Origin of the sequence: Desulfomicrobium apsheronum, assembly GCF_900114115.1 — a bacterium.
GTDB classification, from domain to species: Bacteria; Desulfobacterota; Desulfovibrionia; order Desulfovibrionales; family Desulfomicrobiaceae; genus Desulfomicrobium; species Desulfomicrobium apsheronum.
In genome coordinates this window covers 22373-40483 of the sequence record NZ_FORX01000015.1, presented here as the reverse complement: position 1 = coordinate 40483, position 18111 = coordinate 22373, and the positions used below count along the sequence as shown (strand labels likewise).

Genomic DNA, 18111 nt, shown 5'->3' with positions numbered 1-18111 from the left:
GCGACCTGCTTTGTCACCACTGATTCAATAATCGAGCTTCCACATCACGCCCCCGCCCTGACGGGAATCTGATCCTACCTCTGTTTCCACGCTGATTTTCGGACTGAGCTGCACTTCGACCTTGGTTCTGTCCTGCCCCGACACGCTGCTTTGGGTGCGAATGTAATATTTGCCGCCGAAGTAGCCGCCGACGCCGACGGCGGTGTTGTCCTCGTCGTCCTTGGTTACGTCCACTTCCTGCAGTCCAAGGCTGGACTTGATGGAGTCCAGAAAATCCGGACTTGCGCCGCCAAGGCCGGTCATTTCGGCGGCGGCCTGGGCAAGGCGCACCGCCTGCAACGGGGATATCTGCCTGAGCGACCTGCCAAAAAGGATCAGGGCCAGCAGTTCGTCCTGAGGCAGGCTTGGAACCGAAGACAGGTTCAGTCGAAAATCCCTGGCGGGACCGCTGATGCGGACCTGGATGAGGTTTTCGAGGATCTGGGTTTCCCCGAGCACTTCAAGGAAGGGGTTGGGCGGGGTCTCGCCATTGAGGGACAGGGAACCCTTGGTCAGGGTGAAGATGCGGTCGAGGAAATCGAACTTGCCGCGCAGCAGGTTCATTTCGCCGTTGACGATGGGCTTTGAATGGTTGCCCCGGATGTGCAGGTTTCCGGACCATTCCGATTCGAGACCTCGTCCCTGAACGTGCAGACGGGCCGGGATGGCCACCCGCAGATCAAGACCGAGCAGGAAGTCTGAAGTCTTGCCCTCGGTCTTTGGGCGAGGATTCTTGACGTTGATTTCCACGACTTCGACCTGCGCCAAGTCGGCCGGGGTTTTCGCCGGGAGCCGAACCGTGGTCGGGTCGAGGGTCATCTTGCCGCTTAATTCGGTTCCGTCCAGGTTTCCCTTAAGGCGCAGGTCGCCCTTGGCCGTGCTTTGCACCAGATCTTGGCGCAGGAGCCTGAAATTGTTGAAGAGCACGTCCAAAATGTGCTCCAATGTAAGCAGATCCACCTGTCCTGTCGCCTCGGTCGTGCCTTCCGCGCCGTCCGTGGCGGACAGCTCCAGTGCCAGGGTCGATCCGGCGGCCTCGGCGTTCATGTTCAGGTTTTGGATGACGGTCCCGCTGCGGAAATTTTCATAGCGGGCATCCCGAACGCTTGCCGTACCTTCGAGCCCCGGAGCTGCCCAGGTGCCGTTCACCCGAAAATCAAGAGTGCAATTTCCATCCAGGGTCTGATCGTCCAGGCGCAGAACATGCGGCAAGAGCATGAGCTTGGTTTGGCCCTTGAGCTGCCCGGACAAAGGGGCGTCAGACGGGAAGGCCGGCGCAAAAAGGTCGAGCCGCATGGGACTTGAGAGGTGCGCGTCGAGTTCGATGGCGCTTTCCGAGGTCAGGGATGCGCGTGCGTCCAGCATGTTTTGGCGCAGGTGCACGTCGGCCGTGGCGCTCAGACGGGGCAGGTTTCCAAGGCCTGATGATTCCAGGCGGATCTTTTCGGCCTGCATTCGCAATTGAGCGTTTGGGCTCGACGGGTCGCCTGAGGCGTCGAGGCGGACGTTGATGACGGCGCTGGGCAGGTCTGGAAAGAGAGGTCGCAACAGTGCCGGATCGAAATCGGTCAGCTCGGCGGTGATGTTCGTCTTTTCTTTCGAGATGCCGCCAGCGCTCCGCAGGCGCGCCGGACCGAAATTGAGGTCAGCTTCCCGCCAGTTCGCTCCGGAGGACGTGATGCTCATGTCGAAGGGAGACTTCAGCAGCACATCCTGTTGCAGCAGGGTTCCGCGAAGCTGTTCAACGGCAAGGCCGGTCAGATCCGAAGACAGCCCCCCTCGGACCGAAAGATCGGCCTGGGGAGATGCGTGCCTCAGTTCGATGTCGAATCCGTAGCCTGTCGCCACGCCACGCATCCTCGCGTTTATGGTGTCGGCCTGCATGTCGGGCAGGCCTGCCGAGCGCATTTCAAGCTCGATATCCATAAGGCCCGGCAGTCCGGGATCGGCCAGCGTGCCGCTCAAGGAAACTCCGTCGATGCGTGCTCCGAAGGCGGACAGGGAATTTCCCTGCCCTTCAAGTGTGGCTGTTTGCTTTCCCTTGAGCGTGTCGAGGCGGGCTTGCAGGGAAAGTTCGCCTTCAAGTTCGCTGCCCAAAATGCGTCCCAGGGTGCTCAGATCAGCGCTTTGAAAATCGGCGTCCCCGGTGAAAAGAAGCGTGCCCGGATCGAGGGAGCCGTTGAAATTCAGGACGGTTTCCGGAAGCCGCAGTGAGCATTCCTCGACACGGATCAGGTTTTTGTCGGGGGCGATGCGCAGGTCCAGGCTGACGGGCTCCTGTTCGGCCATGGCTTTCGCGCCCAGGGTGGCCATGGGCTTGGCAGGCAGTCCACGCACCGTGGCCGTAGCGTTGATATCGGACAGGGAACGCTCCCCGGTGCTGATTTTGGCGCTGCCCGCGGCAAGGTCCAATCCGAAGGAGTCGGGGCTGCCCGAGGCCGAGGCGCGCAGGGTCGTCCCTGGCGCGATGCGCAGGGCGGGGAAGCTGATTTCCGGGAAGGCGGCGCCAAGCCTGGCCTGAAATGTGTTTTTCTCAATGTCGTATCGGCCGCTTGCCTCCGCCGTTGTTCGAGCCAGCAGCCGCGCCTCGTGCACGTCAACCAGTCGCGGGGACAGGCTGAACTTGGTCAGCAGACGGCTGCCTGGTCCCAGCAGCATCTCAAGCTCCTGCGGCAAACCGTCAATCCGCACGGCCGTGGCTTCCAGGCTGGCGTTCATGTTCGAAGAAGCAGGGTCCAACTGTCCCTCAAGTTTGGTGTCCAGAATTGCCGACAGGGGCTTTGGCGTGAATCCTGTCATCTCACGCACATCAAGCAGAGCATGCACGTTCAAATGCGAGTCGAGGGTGCCGTTGCCCGTCAGCCCCAGCCGCTCCGATTCCAGGCGCAGTTCCCTGACGTGAAAGGCTGCGCCCTCGCCGCCAAGGATGCCGGCGGCCGTCCATGCGCGCAGTCCTTCGGGCAGGGAGGGGGTCTGTGCGTCAAGCTGGGTCTGGACCTGCCAGGCTTTGGTCCCGGCAGGCAGGTCCAGGGAAAGGTGCGCAGTGGCGGTGGGTACGGCGTGCCCGGCAAGGTCCATGTCGCGTAGCAGGATTTTTCCCTGCGCGCGCATGCCTTGCGGGTCCAGCCGCAGGGTGGCGGAAGCGTTGACGGGGCCTGCCTCGATGTCATCGGGCATGAGCCAGGACACGTTCACGCCCTGGGCATTGGCCCTGGATTCGAGGATGCCGCTTTCGATATTCCAGGTGGCGTTGCCGTCAAGATTGCCGAGGGCGCTTTGCAGATCGACCCGGGCAATGTTCAGGACCGGATCCTGCCACGACCCCCTGGCCTTTAGGGTCAAGCTCTCCTGCGGCAGGCCCGTGAACGGGGTCCAGGCGGGACCGGGTGTGATCAGCGTGCGTAGATCGATGTCGGCATCGGCATCCAGGTTAAGGGTCGCGTTGCCGCTCAGCTGCGCGACATCGGAAATCATGGACTCAAAATTCAGGTTCCATTCCTTCAAGGGGCCGCTGCCCGCCGTCTGCAGGGTGATGCCCTGCGTGCCGTTCATGCCGAGGGCGGAGTGCAGGAGGCCCTGCGGCTCTTCATGCAGGTCCAGGCGCAGGTCCAGGGTCTGCTCGCGAAGATGCAGCCGCGCATCGAGTTCCGCCGCATCCTGCACTCTGTCCAGCCGGGCCACGCGCACCCGGGCGTGAGGTTCGTCCTGGTCGAGGGTCAGCGCGCCGTGCAGGGAGAGCAGGGCTTCGTGCCCAGCGACGTCGGGTCCTATGCGGATATGCTCGATGTCCACGGCGCCGATGCGCAAAGAGGGCAGGCTAAGGGGCTTTGAGGTTTCAGTGGTTTCTTCGCTTTCAGGCAGACGGGTGATTTCAAGGCGGGTGATGCCGACATGCTCCAGGGCAATTTTGCCCCGGAGCAGCTCGCCAAGGAGCGGTCGGACACTGAGCTTCTCGGCGTCGAGCCAGGGGCCAAGGGCATCGCTGACGGTGAGCCGGTCCAGGGTCCAGGTGTCGCCAAGGCGCAGGCCTTCCATTTTCAGGCCGAAATCCGGTGCGGCGGCGAGACTGGAGATCGAGTCCAGCAGGCCTTGGCGCCCTTTGTCCGTGCCCAGGATCAAGCCCGCGCATGTGGCGCCGAGCAGCACGCAGACCGCGAGGATCATGAAGGTTTTTCGCAGGCGCTTGATAGTTGCGTGATTCATCAGAAAGCCTGCCCGAGGCTGATGTAAATCTGGAATTGGGAGTCCACGCCGTCCCTGCGGTCAAGGGGCACGGCCACATCCGCCCTGATCGGCCCGATGGGCGTGTAATAGCGCAGTCCGGCTCCGGTTCCCCAGAAATAATCCTCCCTGTCCGAGGGGTTGCGGCCGGAAAAGGCGCCTCCCCCGTCTCCGAAAAGGACGACTCCGTATTCCCGATTGATGCGAAATCGTAGTTCCGCTGAAAAATCCACGGCGCTCACGCCACCCACGGGATCGTCATCCTCGTCGAGTTCGCCCGCATATTGGTGGGCATAACCGCGTATCGAGCCTCCGCCACCGGCGTACAGGAGCATGTCCTCGGGGATGCTGTCGCGGCTGGTTCCAGCCAGCAGGCTGTAGCGTCCCCGCGTGGCCAGGACGATGGATTTGTTTTTGGTCAGCGGCAGGTAATGCCGCCCCGAAAGATTCCACAGTACAAAGGATGTTTCCCTCTGCCCGATGTCGGTGAACGGTTCCATGCGCGCGGCCACGGTCAGCCCGCTGGTGGGATCCAGCAGATTGTCGGCATTGGTGAATTCGGCGATCAGGGGGACGGAGATCAGATTGAAGCGTCGCAGTTCCTCGTCGTCCACCTCGGTCAGGCGATAGGCCAGACCGTAACCGATTTGCAGTTCCGAAAAAGGCCGGCGCGCGAGAGCCGAGAGGGAAAGGTTGGTGGCTTCGTAACTGTCGGTGAGTTCGTGCTCATACTGGGCCGAAAGCCCGAGGTTCTGACGGGGATGCCACATGCGGGGCAGGATCAGGTCGGTTTTGGCCCGTTGCAGGGTTTCGGCGATTTCCGTATCGAGGCGCAATTCCTGCCCGGCTCCGAAAATGTTGCGGTGTGTCCAGCCTGCGTTGGTGCCCAGCCCCAGGTCGGAATAATACCAAAGACCCGCGCGCACGCTGCGATGCGGGGCTTCGAGCAGGGTCAGATTCATGTTCACGGTCATCGATCTTTCCGGGTGATCCGCGTCGATGCGTACCGACCGGAAAAGTCCGGTGCGGATGAGTTGCTCGCGGGTTTTGTCCACCTTGCGCCGGTCGTACGGGCTTCCTTCCTCCCAGGCCAGTTCGGCGACGACGACCTGGTCCGAGACATCTTCAAGTCCCAGAATCGTTGTGGTGCCGAATGTCGCGGCAGGTCCGGTGTCGATGGTGAAGCTCACGTCGACCTTGTGCGTGGCATGGTCCGCGATGATCTTTTTGTCCCGGGCCACGGGCGAGGGGTATCCGTGTTCCTTGAGTCGTTCCAGAAGCGACGTTTCAACATCCAGAATCGTGCCGGAGGAATATTTGTCGCCTGCCTTGATCCTGTGCAGGGCATCCCGCAGATGCTCGCGGGCGGAATCGTCCGGGAGCAGGATTAGCCGGGGCTTTTCGAAAACAAAGCGCGGGCCGGGATCGATCTGGAAGCGCACGACATGCGGGGTGACGTTGGTGTCCAATTCACCCGAGACCTGAGCCTTGAAATATCCCTTGGCCTTCAAGGCGTCCATGAAGGAGTCGATGTCGTTGGCCACACGCTTGCGCAGCAAGCCCCGAGTGTCTGGAGGATTGTCCCGCAGGTCCACGCAGTCCGAGACGGAGGAAAGCAGGGGGGTGAGGCCGTCGGGCAGGGCCGGAATTTCGACCTCGTATTCGATGGGCGCGCATGCGCCCGAAGTCGCAAGAAATGGCGAAGCCAGCAGGATCAGGCTCAGCAAGAGAAGAATTCGGGCCTGCAAAACGGACATTCGTGATTCCTGGGGGTCAGATTGATGCATCATCCTCTGGCGCGGTCCACTTCCTTACATATTGGTCCACGTCGAATTTGCGGCGTGCGCCCGCGTAGTTCATGAATCTGATCTTGCCGAAAATCGGACGCTCGGTCCAGCCACGGTCGTGCACCCCTCCGATGGACCAGGCAATGCCCGTGTAGCCGTTGCTGTTCCGGCCATCCAGGCTGTAGCGGTCATTGAGCAGAATGGCCGTGCGCAGGGCCTCGGCCGGAGAAGGGGACCACTCCAGGATTTTCTTGGCCCAGTACATGCGCAGGTAGCCGTGCATCTTGCCGCTATGCAGCATCTGGGTCTGGGCGGCGTTCCAGAGCGGGTCGTGGGTCCCGGCCTTTTCAAGTTCCTCCGGTGAGTGAATGACTGGGCGGGGATCGTTGCGGTGCTTGTGCAGGCTCTCCCTGGCCCAGGCGGGGAAGCCGTCCTCGGTGTCGTAGTTTGGAGTATGCAGGCAGAAGTTGTCCGAAAGCTCGCGGCGGACGATGAGTTCGTCAAGGAATGAGTCGACATGCTCTCCGGCAAGCCCGCGCGCCTGGGTTTCCAGGGCCGCGCGTTGGGCGGAAAGCATGCCGAAGTGCAGGTGCGCGGAGAGGTTGGAGCAGACATCCTGGTTGGGGTCGTTGCGCTTGGCGTAGAAGGGCAGCCTGTTTTTCAGGAAATCGTGGAGCACGGCCTGGCCTGCCTGTTCCCCTGGCTCGACGAGCAGATTCTGCCGTGCGGCGTCATTTTGGATTTTTGACCGCAACACGGAGAAGTCAGGCTCCGGCTGCGTTGTCGGCCAATCATGGGGATGCGCGGGCAGAGCGGGGAATTCATCCAGGAATTCCAGCAGCAGACGTTTGATTTTGGGGCGAATGGTTCGCGCCATGAACTCCCGCCGGTCTGAAACCACCCGCGCGGGCACGATGTTGCGCGAATCGACCTCGTGCACGGGTTGATCGACGGCCGAAAGCAGATCCTCATGCCATCGACGCTTGACGCGCAGCGGATCAAAATCCGTGACCACAAGTCCGGCTCCGTGCCCGCGCGCGAAACGAGCGACTTCAAGTCCGGGACTTCCGGTCAGGGCAAAAAAGCCGATGTTCTGTTGCCGGAGGTCCTGCACCGTTTGCGCCAGCCCATCGAGCAGGAAATTGAAATGTACCACTGTCGCGTCCACGAATTCCGGAGCCAGACAAAAGACCACGGCCACGGGTTGCCCGGCCCTTAGCGCCTGCAGGCGGGCGTAGGTCAGCCCCCAGTTGTCCCGGGCCCGAAAATCCCGGTGCATCCAGTAAAGCACCGGACCCCGGGCTATAGGCGCATCTTTGAGGATGTGAACGCGGCGTGGATTCATGCTGAGTCTTCCCTTTGGGTCAGGCCCTTTGAGATTATTTGTTTTGCACGCATTCAAGACGAGTGGGCTCTCTTGGCGGACAAGGTGGGTTCGTTTCATCTTTCGCCTGCCCTGATACGCGGTGCATGACATGCATCATGATCCTTGTTCAGTTGCACAGTGCTGTCAATTGGGGTTTTGGTGTGTTTTGCGCGTGCATTGCATTTTAATCCATGGCGCAAAAGAGGTCCTCGCAGTCCGTGCAGGGAAAGAGGCAATCTGATTATATGGATTGCATTATCGACTCGAATTTGTAATGATATTCAACAGATTTCAACGATTTTTTTGACTTCTGAATCTTGTGTTTCCGGTGTCGCATTCATTGCGCCCACAATTTTTGTGGATGTTCCACTTTCTTTCTTTGCAGGAGGCCGAATTTCGAAGCGCTTTTCGCGGTCTTCGTCCATGAAGAGATGCGTGCGGTTTCGGGCCTTTTTTTTCGTGAACAGATATTTGCTTCGTCCGCTGTTCATAATGTGATTTTTAGCTTGAAACGAGCGGCTGCGCGTGTCATTTCGCACAAACAGTCCGGGTTCCGGGTTGCTGTTTTTTCACGTGGCTTCTCGGGACTTGAATCGTGACGATTCTTTTTTTGAAGAGCTGCATTTTGCGACGTATTTTCAGCATCTCAATTTTAACATGAAGAAAAATATATGAGCGACGACAAAATATCAGATGTTGAAGTTTTCGTGCATAACAAGATGGTGGTCTCTTTTGCATGTCCACAATGCAAATTAGAGAAAGAGGTCGCAGTTGAGCGAATTAAGGATGTTTATCATTGGAATGTGAACGCAACGTGTCGCAGATGTTCGTATAAGTTCAAGGTTTCTTTTAATTTTAGAAAATATTACAGAAAAGAAACATATATACATGGGCTTCTATTTGATTCTTCAGGATCTATTAACCCTGTGGGTGATGTCATAATAACTGATATATCGCTGACAGGAATTGGCTTTGAATACAACAAATGCAATTTTAATATTGGATCTATGTTTATATTAAGATTTATTCTGGATGATGATGAACGCTCAAGAATGGAAAAGAAGATATCGATAGAATCCATAAGAGGGTCAAAGGTCGGAGCTCTCTTTCAGGATGAAGGTGGTTTTGACAGGGCTCTCGGAAAATACATTCTTCCCAAATAGTTTCAAATCAAGGTGATGGCGAAGAGGAGCGGTATATATGGCTGACATGGACGGATCTGGATCGTCTGGAAAAATTTTTGGTTTCTTTCTGGCAGTCCTGGCTCTCGCCGTCATGGGGGCGGCAGTCACTTTTTTTCTCAGGCCGGACCTGTTTTCATTTGGGTCTGTCAATCCGGTCGCGCACGTGTCCGTTTTTCCGCAGGAGGCTGCCGTCGGAGGCGGGCAATGGAGACTGTTGAGCCAGTGGCATGGGGCCGGTGATTTTCACGAGGCCGGCAACCTTTATCGCGTCGAGTTCAAGCCGATTCCCGGCTGGGAGACTCCCCCGCCCGTTGTGCTCAAGAAAGACGAAACCGGAGCCAGGATCGAGGGCGTGTACAAGCCTGTCCAGTATTCCACGCAGACCATCCTTGAGCTGTCGGGCGCGAGCACGCTGGCCAATCGTCTTGTGCCGGAGCTGGCGGAATTTTATTTGACGAATATCGGAGCCAATGAGGTGCGCAGGATTCCAGGTAAAAGCGCCGATGAAATGACCGTGGAAGGGATTTTTTACGCGGCCCGGGAAATTCGCGCCATCAAGATAAGCGGCCAGGGAACGGCTGCGGGATTTTCTGCCCTCAAGGCCGGAGACTGCGACATTGCCATGGCCGTGCACAAACTCTCCGCCGTGGACGCCAAGATTTTCGGGGAAGGGATCGTTACGGCGCAGAGCGAACACAGGCTGGGCATGGACGCCGTGGCGGTGCTCGTGCACAAGGACAACCCGGTCCCGGCTCTGACCATCGAACAGGTGGGCGGCATTTTTTCCGGTGAGATCTTAAATTGGGAGCAGGTGGGCGGCCCTCCGGCACCGATCAAGGTCTTCGTTCTGCGGGAGAATTTTGCAACACGCCGTTTTGTAAAAGATTTTTTTCTGAACGGGAAAGATTTTGCCTCCTCGGCCCGCGTCGTCGACATCCACGAAATGTTGCCCGAGCTTGTCTCCCAGGATCCCTGGGCGGTCGGGTTCAGCAGCATCACGATGGCCAACCAGTGCCGCGAGATGCCTCTCAAGCCAGGTGCGGATTCCGACGCGGTCGCGCCCACGCCCGAGTCCATTCGCAAACTTGTCTATCCGGCCGGCCGGAACTTGTATCTCTACCTCAAAGCCACGACGGACAATGTCTACGCGCGCGACTTCATTCACGTTGCCCTGGGTCCCGTCGGCCAGGAAGTGGTCAAGAAATTCGGATTTGTGAAGAACAGCGAGGTCGAAGGGGACGCATCCGCTGCGGATCGGGACACCCCGCTTGACGGTTCGCAAATCCCTTTTGCGCAGTTGCCTGCAACGGAACCTCCGCCCGTTTTGAAAGCACCGCCTTTGAAGTCGCTTCCGCCGTTGGTGCAGTTCGACGGCGAAGCGGTGCCCGAGAGCGCCCGCAGGACTGTTCTGCAGGACTACCTCGACGGTGTGTACGGGGCGCAGAAACTGTCTTTTGTCTTTCACTTTGAATCCGGAAATCTGGAGTTGGATGAACAGGGCGGCAGGGATTTGGCCCGAATCGCGGCCATGATGAAGGAGCCGAAGAATTCGGGAAAAACGATTGTCCTGGTTGGCTATTCGGACTCGGTGGGGGCCTATGCCTCCAATCTGGCGGTTTCGCGCAAACGGGCGGAAGCCGTCGCCGAGGCGCTGGGCAAAAGGGGGGTGCAGGATATCGTTGTCCTGGCCGCCGGCGAAGAGGGCGCGGTAGACCGCAATGACATCCGCGCCGGAAGAGAAAAAAATCGACGTGTGGAGACATGGATCAAATGACGCAACCAAATGCCCACGGCTCCGATCCCGGACAAGAGGCGGTCATGCAGAACATTCTTGTCATCGATGACGACAAGCTCATGTGTCTGGCCCTGGCCAAGATCCTGATTTCCGCCGGCTACAATGTCGTTCAGGCGGGAGATGGCGAGGAAGGGCTTAAATTGTACAGGTCCCAGGATTTTGATCTGGTCATCACCGATCTCATCATGCCAGACAAGGAAGGAATTCAGATCATCCGCGAATTGCGCAAGGAAAACAGCCGGATTCGCATTATCGCCATGTCCGCCGGCGGCAGGGGCGGCGCCACGGATTATTTGAAGTGGGCGCGGCTTATGGGCGCGAAACAGTGCCTGAGCAAACCCATCAAGCGTGAAGACCTGCTCGATGCCGTTCAGGCCGTGCTGGCCTTACCCTGATGTTCTCCTGGCGGACGAAATCTCATGAAACCTTTGCCTTGCCGTCGGCGGCTACAGCACGAGTAGGATATGGAACGAAAAAAATCATTTTTTAATCTGCTCCAGTTCAAGATACATCTTGGGATTCAGTTCATTCTGGCCATATGCTTTTTCGCACTGGGGTATTTCATCTATGTCACGCAACTCGACTTTCTCATAAACGACATCCGCAGGCAGGGCATGGAGCAGGCGGAAATGGTCGCCCAGGCAAGCGTGCCCGCCATCCAGCGGGAAAGCATCTACCTGCTGGAGGAGCTGGCCATAAAAGCCGAGTACTCCCCCCTTGTCGCGTACTGCCAGATCGTCGATCCGGTCGGAAAATCCTTTCTCAAGGGCGAGGTCCGGGTCGGGCTGACCCGGGATGACCTCATGAGCGCCTACAGCGCCCGGGACGTGAGCGTGGTCACCCACGACATCCTCGTGGGAGGGAAAAGTATCGGCCAGGTCAAGCTGGGCATGTTTATCGACAAGGCGCGGCAGGAGGTGCAGGCGACCACCATTCGTCTCGTGGCCGCTTTTGCCGTGGTGCTCGGCCTGATCGCGCTTTTTCTTTACGTCTTCCTGAATCGCCTGCTCATTCTGCCGGTCGTCAATCTCTCCGTCCTCACCCAGAGCCTGTCGCGCGGCGAGTTCGTGACCACGAACCTGGATCAGCGCCGGGATGAACTCGGAGTTCTGGCCCACGGTTTCAACATCATGAGCCACAGCCTCAAGGAACTCTACAAGAGCCTTGAAGAGAAGGTCGACGCGCGCACGGAAGACCTGAACAACGCCTACCATGAGCTGCAGGCCATTTTCGACAACTCGCTGGTCGGCATTTCGGTTTTGAGCTCCGATCACAAGGTCATCCGGACGAATCGCAGGTTCGCGACCATTTTCGGCTATTCGGTGGCGGAGATGTCCCTTGTCAGCCCCGAAAAATTCCATGTCTCCGGCCGCAACTTCGATGAGTTCAGCGAAAAATTCTTCAATCGACTGGCCGAGCGGGAGATCACCCAGCTGGAGTATCAGTTCCGCAGGAAGGACGGCAGCGTCTTCTGGAGTCAGGTCTCCGCCAAGGCCATTGACCCGCAGGATTTGAGCCGGGGCGTCATTTTTGTCATCGAGGACATCTCTGATCGCAAGAAGGCCAGCGAACTGCTGCGCCAGCATGCCGAGGACCTGCGCGTGGCCAAGGACCAGGCCGACAAGGCCACCCGCTCCAAGAGTGAATTTCTGGCCCGCATGAGCCACGAGATCCGTACTCCCATGAACGCGATCCTGGGCATGGCCGAGATGCTTCAGGAGACGAGCCTGAACGAGGATCAGCTGGAATACGTCAAGACCTTTAGCTCCGCTGGCGAACTTCTGCTGGGTATCATCAACGACATCCTCGATTTTTCCAAGATCGAGGTCGGCCAGATCAAGCTCGAATCCATCCCGTTCAATCTGCGCGAGCTTGTGGACGACGTGAACAAACTCTTTGTCTATCGGGCGGAGGAGAAGTCCCTGAAGCTCGAAAAGAAGGTTTCAGAAGGGCTGGCGCAACGCTACATCGGTGATCCGACCCGCATCCGGCAGATTGTGATCAATCTTGTCGGCAACGCGCTCAAGTTCACCAGCGTCGGCGGAGTGACCATGTCCGTGACGGAGTCCGTCATGGACGACGGGGCTCCGTGCTGCCTCTTCGCGGTCAAGGATACGGGCATAGGGATTCCGAAATCGAAGCTGAGCTCCGTCTTCGAGAGCTTTGCGCAAGCCGACTCCTCGACGACCAGGGAATTCGGAGGCACGGGCCTCGGACTGGCCATCTCCAAGAAGCTCGTGGAGCTCATGGGCGGACGGATCTGGGTCGAGAGTGAATCCGGACAGGGAACGACCTTCTTCTTCAAAGTGCCTCTCGCCCCCGACCAGGAGGTCAGGCAGCCGGAATTCCGTTTGAAGATTCCGGCGGACACGCATCTGCTCATCATCGAGGACCAGCCCGAGGGCCGGGGGAGCATAAGCTCGCTGGTGCGCGGCTGGGGGCTTGTCCCCGTCTCCTGTCCGTCGGCGGCCAAGGCCATCGACGCCCTGAATGCGCACAAGAAGGATTTCGCCTTCCAGGCCATCCTGATCGATTCCATGGTCGACAACGTGCCGGGAATCGAGATCGCGCATCTGCTCATCGGACAGGGAATTCCCGTGGCCAACCTTGTCCTGGCGGTGCAGGCCGCCGAGGACCTTGCGCGGCTGCCCAAGGCGACCGATTTCGGCCCGCTGTCGTATATCCTCAAGAGCGAGCGGGATGTCGTCCTGCACGACAAGATCTACGAGGTGGTGTCCGAATCCCAGCGCAGGCGCATGACGGACCTGCACGACAAGGGCTGGAAGGTGCTTCTGGTCGACGATGTCGAGGCCAACAGACGGGTGGTCGAGCTTTTTCTCAAGAGCAGCAACGTCTCCATTGTGCACGCCGAGAACGGCAAGATCGCAGTGGAGAAGTTCACCGAAGAACCCTTCGATCTGGTGCTCATGGACATGGAGATGCCGGTCATGGACGGCCTTGAGGCCACGCGCCGCATTCGCGCCTGGGAACAGGATAAACGCGAATACAAAACGCCCATCATCGCCCTGACGGCCCATGCCTTTCAGGAACACCGGCAGAAGACCATGGACGCGGGATGCACGGAGTTTCTGGCCAAGCCCATCAAGAAGCAGGCGCTCATCAACATCATCGATCTCTTCGCAGGACAGCGTGAATCCCTGATCGCGCAACCAGAGCCCCTGCTGGTCACGGAGATCACGCCCATTCATGACGAAGTGGACTCTCCGGTCCAGATCGATCCCGAATTGCAGGATCTGCGACCGCTCTTTCTGCGCACCGTGCGTGATTTTCAGGAGCAGCTCGCCGACGCCATCACGACCCAGGACTTCGGCACGATGCAGCGTTGCGGCCACAGTCTGAAGGGGCTGGGCAGCACGTACGCCGTGGACGCGATCAGCCAGGCCGGCAAGATCATCGAGAGCGCGGCCAAGAGCAGGCAGGCGGCCGTGGTCGTCGAGGCGGTCAACCACCTGTCCGTGTTCATGAACACTGGCACGACGCAGAAGATCCAGGCCGAGGAGGCCTCCGGTGAGATGGCCGGGGATGATCTACCTGCGCCGGTGGATGGACGTTATGTGGTCCACGTCGCGCCGGAAATGTCCGAGCTCATTCCGTTCCTCATGGATGCAATGCAGAAGGATCTTGAGCTCATGGGCAAGGCCCTGGCCCAGAAGGATTTCCCGACCATGCGTCGCTTCGGGCACAGCCACAAGGGCTTCGGCAGCACCTACGGTTTCGAGTACATCAGCATCATCGGACGAAAAATCCAGACCGCCGCCGAGGCCCGGGACGCCGAACAGCTTGCCGATCTCTTGCTGGCGCTGGGCAATTACCTGGAGCGGGTGGACATCGTTTACGAGATAAAGGCGGACCTCATCGAAGAGGAAATCGAGGAGCCGGTGCCGGCTACCTCGGTGCCCGAGGAAATCGCCGAGGACGTGCAGGATTACACGGTCGAGGTTGATGCCGAGCTTTATGAGCTCGTGCCTCTCTTCATGGACACCATGCATTCGAATGTCGCTGAGATGCAGGAAGCATTGCCCGAGAAAAACTTTGATGTCATTTGCCGTCACGGCCATAGCCAGAAGGGGCTCGGGAGTACCTATGGTTTTGATTATCTGAGCCATATCGGGTACAAGATCGAAACGGCCGGGATGCAGAAGAATGCGGATGAAGTTCAGAAATTGCTCAAAGAGATGATCAAGTATCTCGAAAACGTACATATCGTGGAGCGCAAAGGATGAACATGTACAGTCAGGACGTAGATTCCATTGCGGATCAGTATGTGACCAGTTTGCCGATATCGGTCCTGCTCATCGATGATGAATTCTTGATAGGCGAAGCCATGCGCATCAAGCTCTCCTCCGAGACGGACATCATCTTCAACTACTGCAAGGAGCCGGACAAGGCCCTGGAAACCGCCATCGGCGTCCAGCCCACCGTGATAATGCTCGATCTGGTCATGCCGGGGGTGAACGGGCTGACCATGGTCAAGTTCTTCAAGAGCAGCGAGGATTTTCGCGACGTGCCACTCATCGTGCTGTCGGCCCGCGAGGAGCCGGAGCTCAAAAAGAAGGCCATCGCTCTTGGAGCCAACGACTACATGATCAAGCTGCCGGACAAGACCGATCTCATTGCCCGTATCCGTTGCCATTCGGAGCGGTACATATACAAGCAGCAGCGCGACGAGCTGATCATGAAGATCAGGGCGATGTCGGGTCAGAACGACGACGGCCTTTCCTCCCCGTATCTGGATTGATCTCTTGCGCATGAGTTGTCGTTTCACGGGACCGGATGCACACTTCCCGGTCCCGTTTCTTGTTCACACCGCACGCAAAGGCCATGAAGGCGAGGTTGTATGCTCAAGTCCAAGCTGATCGACATCAAGAAGATATTTCAGGCGGCCCAGGCCTTCGAGATGGCCTGGAACAAATGCCTGCCCGATCTGAAGGCCCTTTTTCAGGTCGAGCAGATACGTCTGTACAAATGCGATGCGCAGCACGCGGAATTGTTCTCTCTGGTTTTGAAGGACGGCCGGCCCCGCGAAGTGCGGCTGCCGATATCGACATCGAGCCTTGCCGGTTACACGGCCCAGTCGCTGATGCCGTTCATTCTCAGGAGCATCGAATTTGACGAACTTGAGGCCATTCATCCAAGCCTGCGTTTTGATCGCCAGTATGACCAGCTGGTCGGGTTTGAAACGCGCAATGTGATCTCCATGCCGATCCAGCATGAAAATGAGCTTTTGGGGGTGTTGCAGCTCCTGAACAAGCAGGATGGCGATTTTTCCCGTGAGGACGAGGCGTTTTGCCGCCTCATCGTGAGCATCATGGGGCAGAAGATGTTCGAGGAGCGTAGCCTGCCCAAGGGCCCGTACGAAAATCTCGTCTTCCAGGGCGTACTGACCCGCGAGCAGCTCGATGACGCCATATCGCGCTCCGCCAGGAAGGGGGTTTCAACCTCCCGGCTGCTCCAGCTCGATTACGGCGTGAGCCCGGACGACATAGGCGCATCGCTGGAGATCTACTACCAGACGCCCTTTGTGCGCTATCAGGACAATCCCGTCTCCGAGCACATGCTCAAAGGCATCAACCGCCAGTACCTGCTCAATAACCTGTGGCTGCCCATCCAGGCCAAGGGCGAACGGGTCGTCATCCTTATCCACAATCCGCACGACTCCGAACAGATCGAGGAAATAAAGCGGATCCTGACCGCGAAGGAGTATGAATTCAGGGTGGGTTTGCCAGAGGAGATTCTGGCTTTTCTCGGTGATCGCAGCCAGCTGCCCAAGACCGGCGTTGCCTCGAAGGGCATGGCGGATGCCTATGACGACGACATGGGCGAGGATGGGCATGAGGATGATTTCGACGAGTACGATGACGGGGACGACCTCTCCGAGGCCCTGGCCGATCTGGAAGGAGTCTCCGAGGAGGGCCTTGAGCTCGCGCAGGTCGAGGAGGAGGACATTTCCCAGGAAAGCCGCCAGCTCGCCGTGCGTTTCGTGAACAAGATCATCATGCACGCGCACAAGACCGGGGCTTCGGACATTCATATCGAACCCTCGAAGACGGGGCGCCCCGGGGTGGTGCGCATGCGCATCGACGGCACCTGCATGCGGGTGCTGACCGTCCCCGAGAGCATCATCAAGCCCGTGGTGTCACGCATCAAGATTCTCTCCAATCTGAACATTTCCGAACGGCGGCTGCCACAGGACGGCAAGGCCAAGGTCCGTTTCAAGGGGCGCGAGCTTGAGCTCCGCGTCGCCACGCTCCCCACCGTGCACGGCGAGAGCGCGGTGCTGCGCATGCTCACCTCCGGCAAGGCTCTTCCGTTCGACAAGCTGAACCTGAGCGATGCGAACAAGGCCCAGATCGAGCGTCTCATGTTCAAGCCGCACGGAATTTTTCTGGTCGTCGGGCCGACAGGTTCCGGAAAAACGACCACGCTGCACTCTATCCTTGCGCGCATCAACACCCCGGACAAGAAGATCTGGACCGTCGAAGACCCGGTTGAGATCACGCAGCCGGGGCTCCAGCAGGTCCAGGTCGAAAGCGCCATCGGCCTTGATTTTCCCCGCATCATGCGCGCCTTTCTGCGTGCGGACCCGGACGTTATCCTCGTGGGCGAGATGCGCGATCTCCAGACAGCGCAGATCGGCGTGGAGGCTTCGCTGACGGGACACATGGTTTTTTCGACCCTGCACACCAACTCCGCGTCGGAAACCGTGACGCGCCTTCTGGACATGGGCATAGAATCTCTTAACTTCTCTGAAGCGTTGCATGGCATTCTGGCCCAGCGCCTGGTCAAGACCCTGTGCGTGCAATGCCGCGAGGCCTACGCCCCTTCCGACGAGGAATGGGCGTATCTGCTCACTCAGTACGGAGAGGACTTTTTTCCCGAACTCGGCATCGACCGTTCAAGCGCCCTCATCTACAGGGCAAAAGGCTGCGGACGTTGCGGCCAGACCGGCTACAGGGGGCGAACCGGAATTCACGAGTTGCTGGTCGCGACCCCTGAAATCCGCAAGGCCATTGCCCGCAAGCACTCATCGGAAGAGGTCGCGCTGATGGCCATCGAGCAGGGCATGCGGACTCTCTATCAGGATGGGATCGCGAAGATTTTCAAAGGGGATATAGATATCCTGCAACTGCAGAAAGTGACGACTTCCGAGTGAGTGAAATGGAAAACAGTACTGAGAAAAAAGAAGCCCCCGAGCTTGCGGAAAACGTCGAGACCCAAGCTGCTCCAGAGTCCGTCAACGGTGCCGAGACTTCCGACGCCGACGAGACTACGGATGGCGCCGAGTCGCCCAGGTTCTCAAAGGCCGACGAAGCCGTGGTCATACCCGCTAATCTCAAATTGCGATTGGAAAAATGCCCAAAGTGCCATTATGAAAGGCAGGAAGGTGACAACGCCTTCGCGACTCCCTTTGAATGTCCCAAGTGCGGCGTCGTGTATGCCCTGGCCATGGAGGAAGTGCGCCGCCAGGGCCGTGGCCACGAGCTGGAGGCCGAGGCCGAAGCCGAGGAGATGCGCCGCCTTGCCCAGGCCCAGAGCGACAACCTCCGAAGTACGCAAATCGGCAGCGCCATGTTCGTGGATGAGGAAAAGAGCAAAATCTGGATCGTGCTCATAATTGTCGCCATCTTGGCGCTTGGAGCATTGTTTTTCATTTGAGAGCCGTTTGCACGGCTTTTCGGGCGGCGTGGCGGTTTCACG

11 protein-coding genes are annotated in these 18111 nt (G+C 58.6%); 7 read left to right on the top strand and 4 right to left on the bottom strand.

The window, feature by feature from the left end; genetic code table 11:
• Positions 1-24: 24 nt before the first annotated feature.
• The 4 genes from BMZ40_RS13420 to BMZ40_RS19650 form a co-directional block, all read right to left on the bottom strand.
• Positions 25-4242: a translocation/assembly module TamB domain-containing protein gene (locus BMZ40_RS13420; RefSeq protein ID WP_092376751.1), complete on the bottom strand. Its 4218-nt coding sequence runs from the start codon at positions 4240-4242 to the stop codon at positions 25-27.
• The gene (locus BMZ40_RS13415; RefSeq protein ID WP_177193177.1) at positions 4242-6017 is read right to left on the bottom strand and encodes an autotransporter assembly complex protein TamA; all 1776 of its coding nucleotides are present in this window, start codon (positions 6015-6017) and stop codon (positions 4242-4244) included. Before BMZ40_RS13415 ends, BMZ40_RS13420 begins: the two co-directional genes overlap by 1 nt.
• 16 nt (positions 6018-6033) lie before the next feature.
• Positions 6034-7392, bottom strand: a complete 1359-nt coding sequence (gene phrB / locus BMZ40_RS13410; protein ID WP_092376747.1) for a deoxyribodipyrimidine photo-lyase — start codon at positions 7390-7392, stop codon at positions 6034-6036.
• Positions 7393-7694: 302 nt separating this feature from the next.
• A complete protein-coding gene (locus BMZ40_RS19650; RefSeq protein ID WP_177193176.1) occupies positions 7695-7952 on the bottom strand; it encodes a hypothetical protein in 258 nt (85 codons plus the stop codon).
• 132 nt (positions 7953-8084) lie between these two features.
• On the opposite strand from BMZ40_RS19650, the gene BMZ40_RS13400 reads away from it, so the two are divergent.
• The 7 genes from BMZ40_RS13400 to BMZ40_RS13370 all read left to right on the top strand — a co-directional run bounded on the left by BMZ40_RS13400 (position 8085) and on the right by BMZ40_RS13370 (position 18069).
• Positions 8085-8576, top strand: coding sequence for a PilZ domain-containing protein (locus tag BMZ40_RS13400; protein WP_092376741.1), 492 nt, complete (start codon positions 8085-8087; stop codon positions 8574-8576).
• Positions 8577-8613: 37 nt separating this feature from the next.
• The gene (locus tag BMZ40_RS13395) at positions 8614-10371 is read left to right on the top strand and encodes a phosphate ABC transporter substrate-binding/OmpA family protein (protein ID WP_092376738.1); all 1758 of its coding nucleotides are present in this window, start codon (positions 8614-8616) and stop codon (positions 10369-10371) included.
• Positions 10368-10787: a response regulator gene (locus BMZ40_RS13390; RefSeq protein ID WP_177193175.1), complete on the top strand. Its 420-nt coding sequence runs from the start codon at positions 10368-10370 to the stop codon at positions 10785-10787. The genes BMZ40_RS13395 and BMZ40_RS13390 overlap by 4 nt, the downstream gene beginning before the upstream one ends.
• A 69-nt stretch (positions 10788-10856) precedes the next feature.
• On the top strand, positions 10857-14636 hold the full coding sequence (locus BMZ40_RS13385) for a response regulator (RefSeq protein WP_092376732.1): 3780 nt from the start codon (positions 10857-10859) through the stop codon (positions 14634-14636).
• On the top strand, positions 14633-15151 hold the full coding sequence (locus BMZ40_RS13380; RefSeq protein WP_092376728.1) for a response regulator: 519 nt from the start codon (positions 14633-14635) through the stop codon (positions 15149-15151). Before BMZ40_RS13385 ends, BMZ40_RS13380 begins: the two co-directional genes overlap by 4 nt.
• A 99-nt stretch (positions 15152-15250) precedes the next feature.
• Positions 15251-17566 carry a GspE/PulE family protein gene (locus BMZ40_RS13375; RefSeq protein WP_092376725.1) on the top strand — a complete coding sequence of 772 codons (2316 nt, stop codon included), beginning with the start codon at positions 15251-15253 and terminating at the stop codon, positions 17564-17566.
• A 5-nt stretch (positions 17567-17571) separates the two neighbouring features.
• Complete coding sequence (locus BMZ40_RS13370; RefSeq protein ID WP_092376722.1) at positions 17572-18069, top strand: zinc ribbon domain-containing protein; 498 nt, start codon at positions 17572-17574, stop codon at positions 18067-18069.
• The last annotated feature ends 42 nt before the right edge of the window (positions 18070-18111 follow it).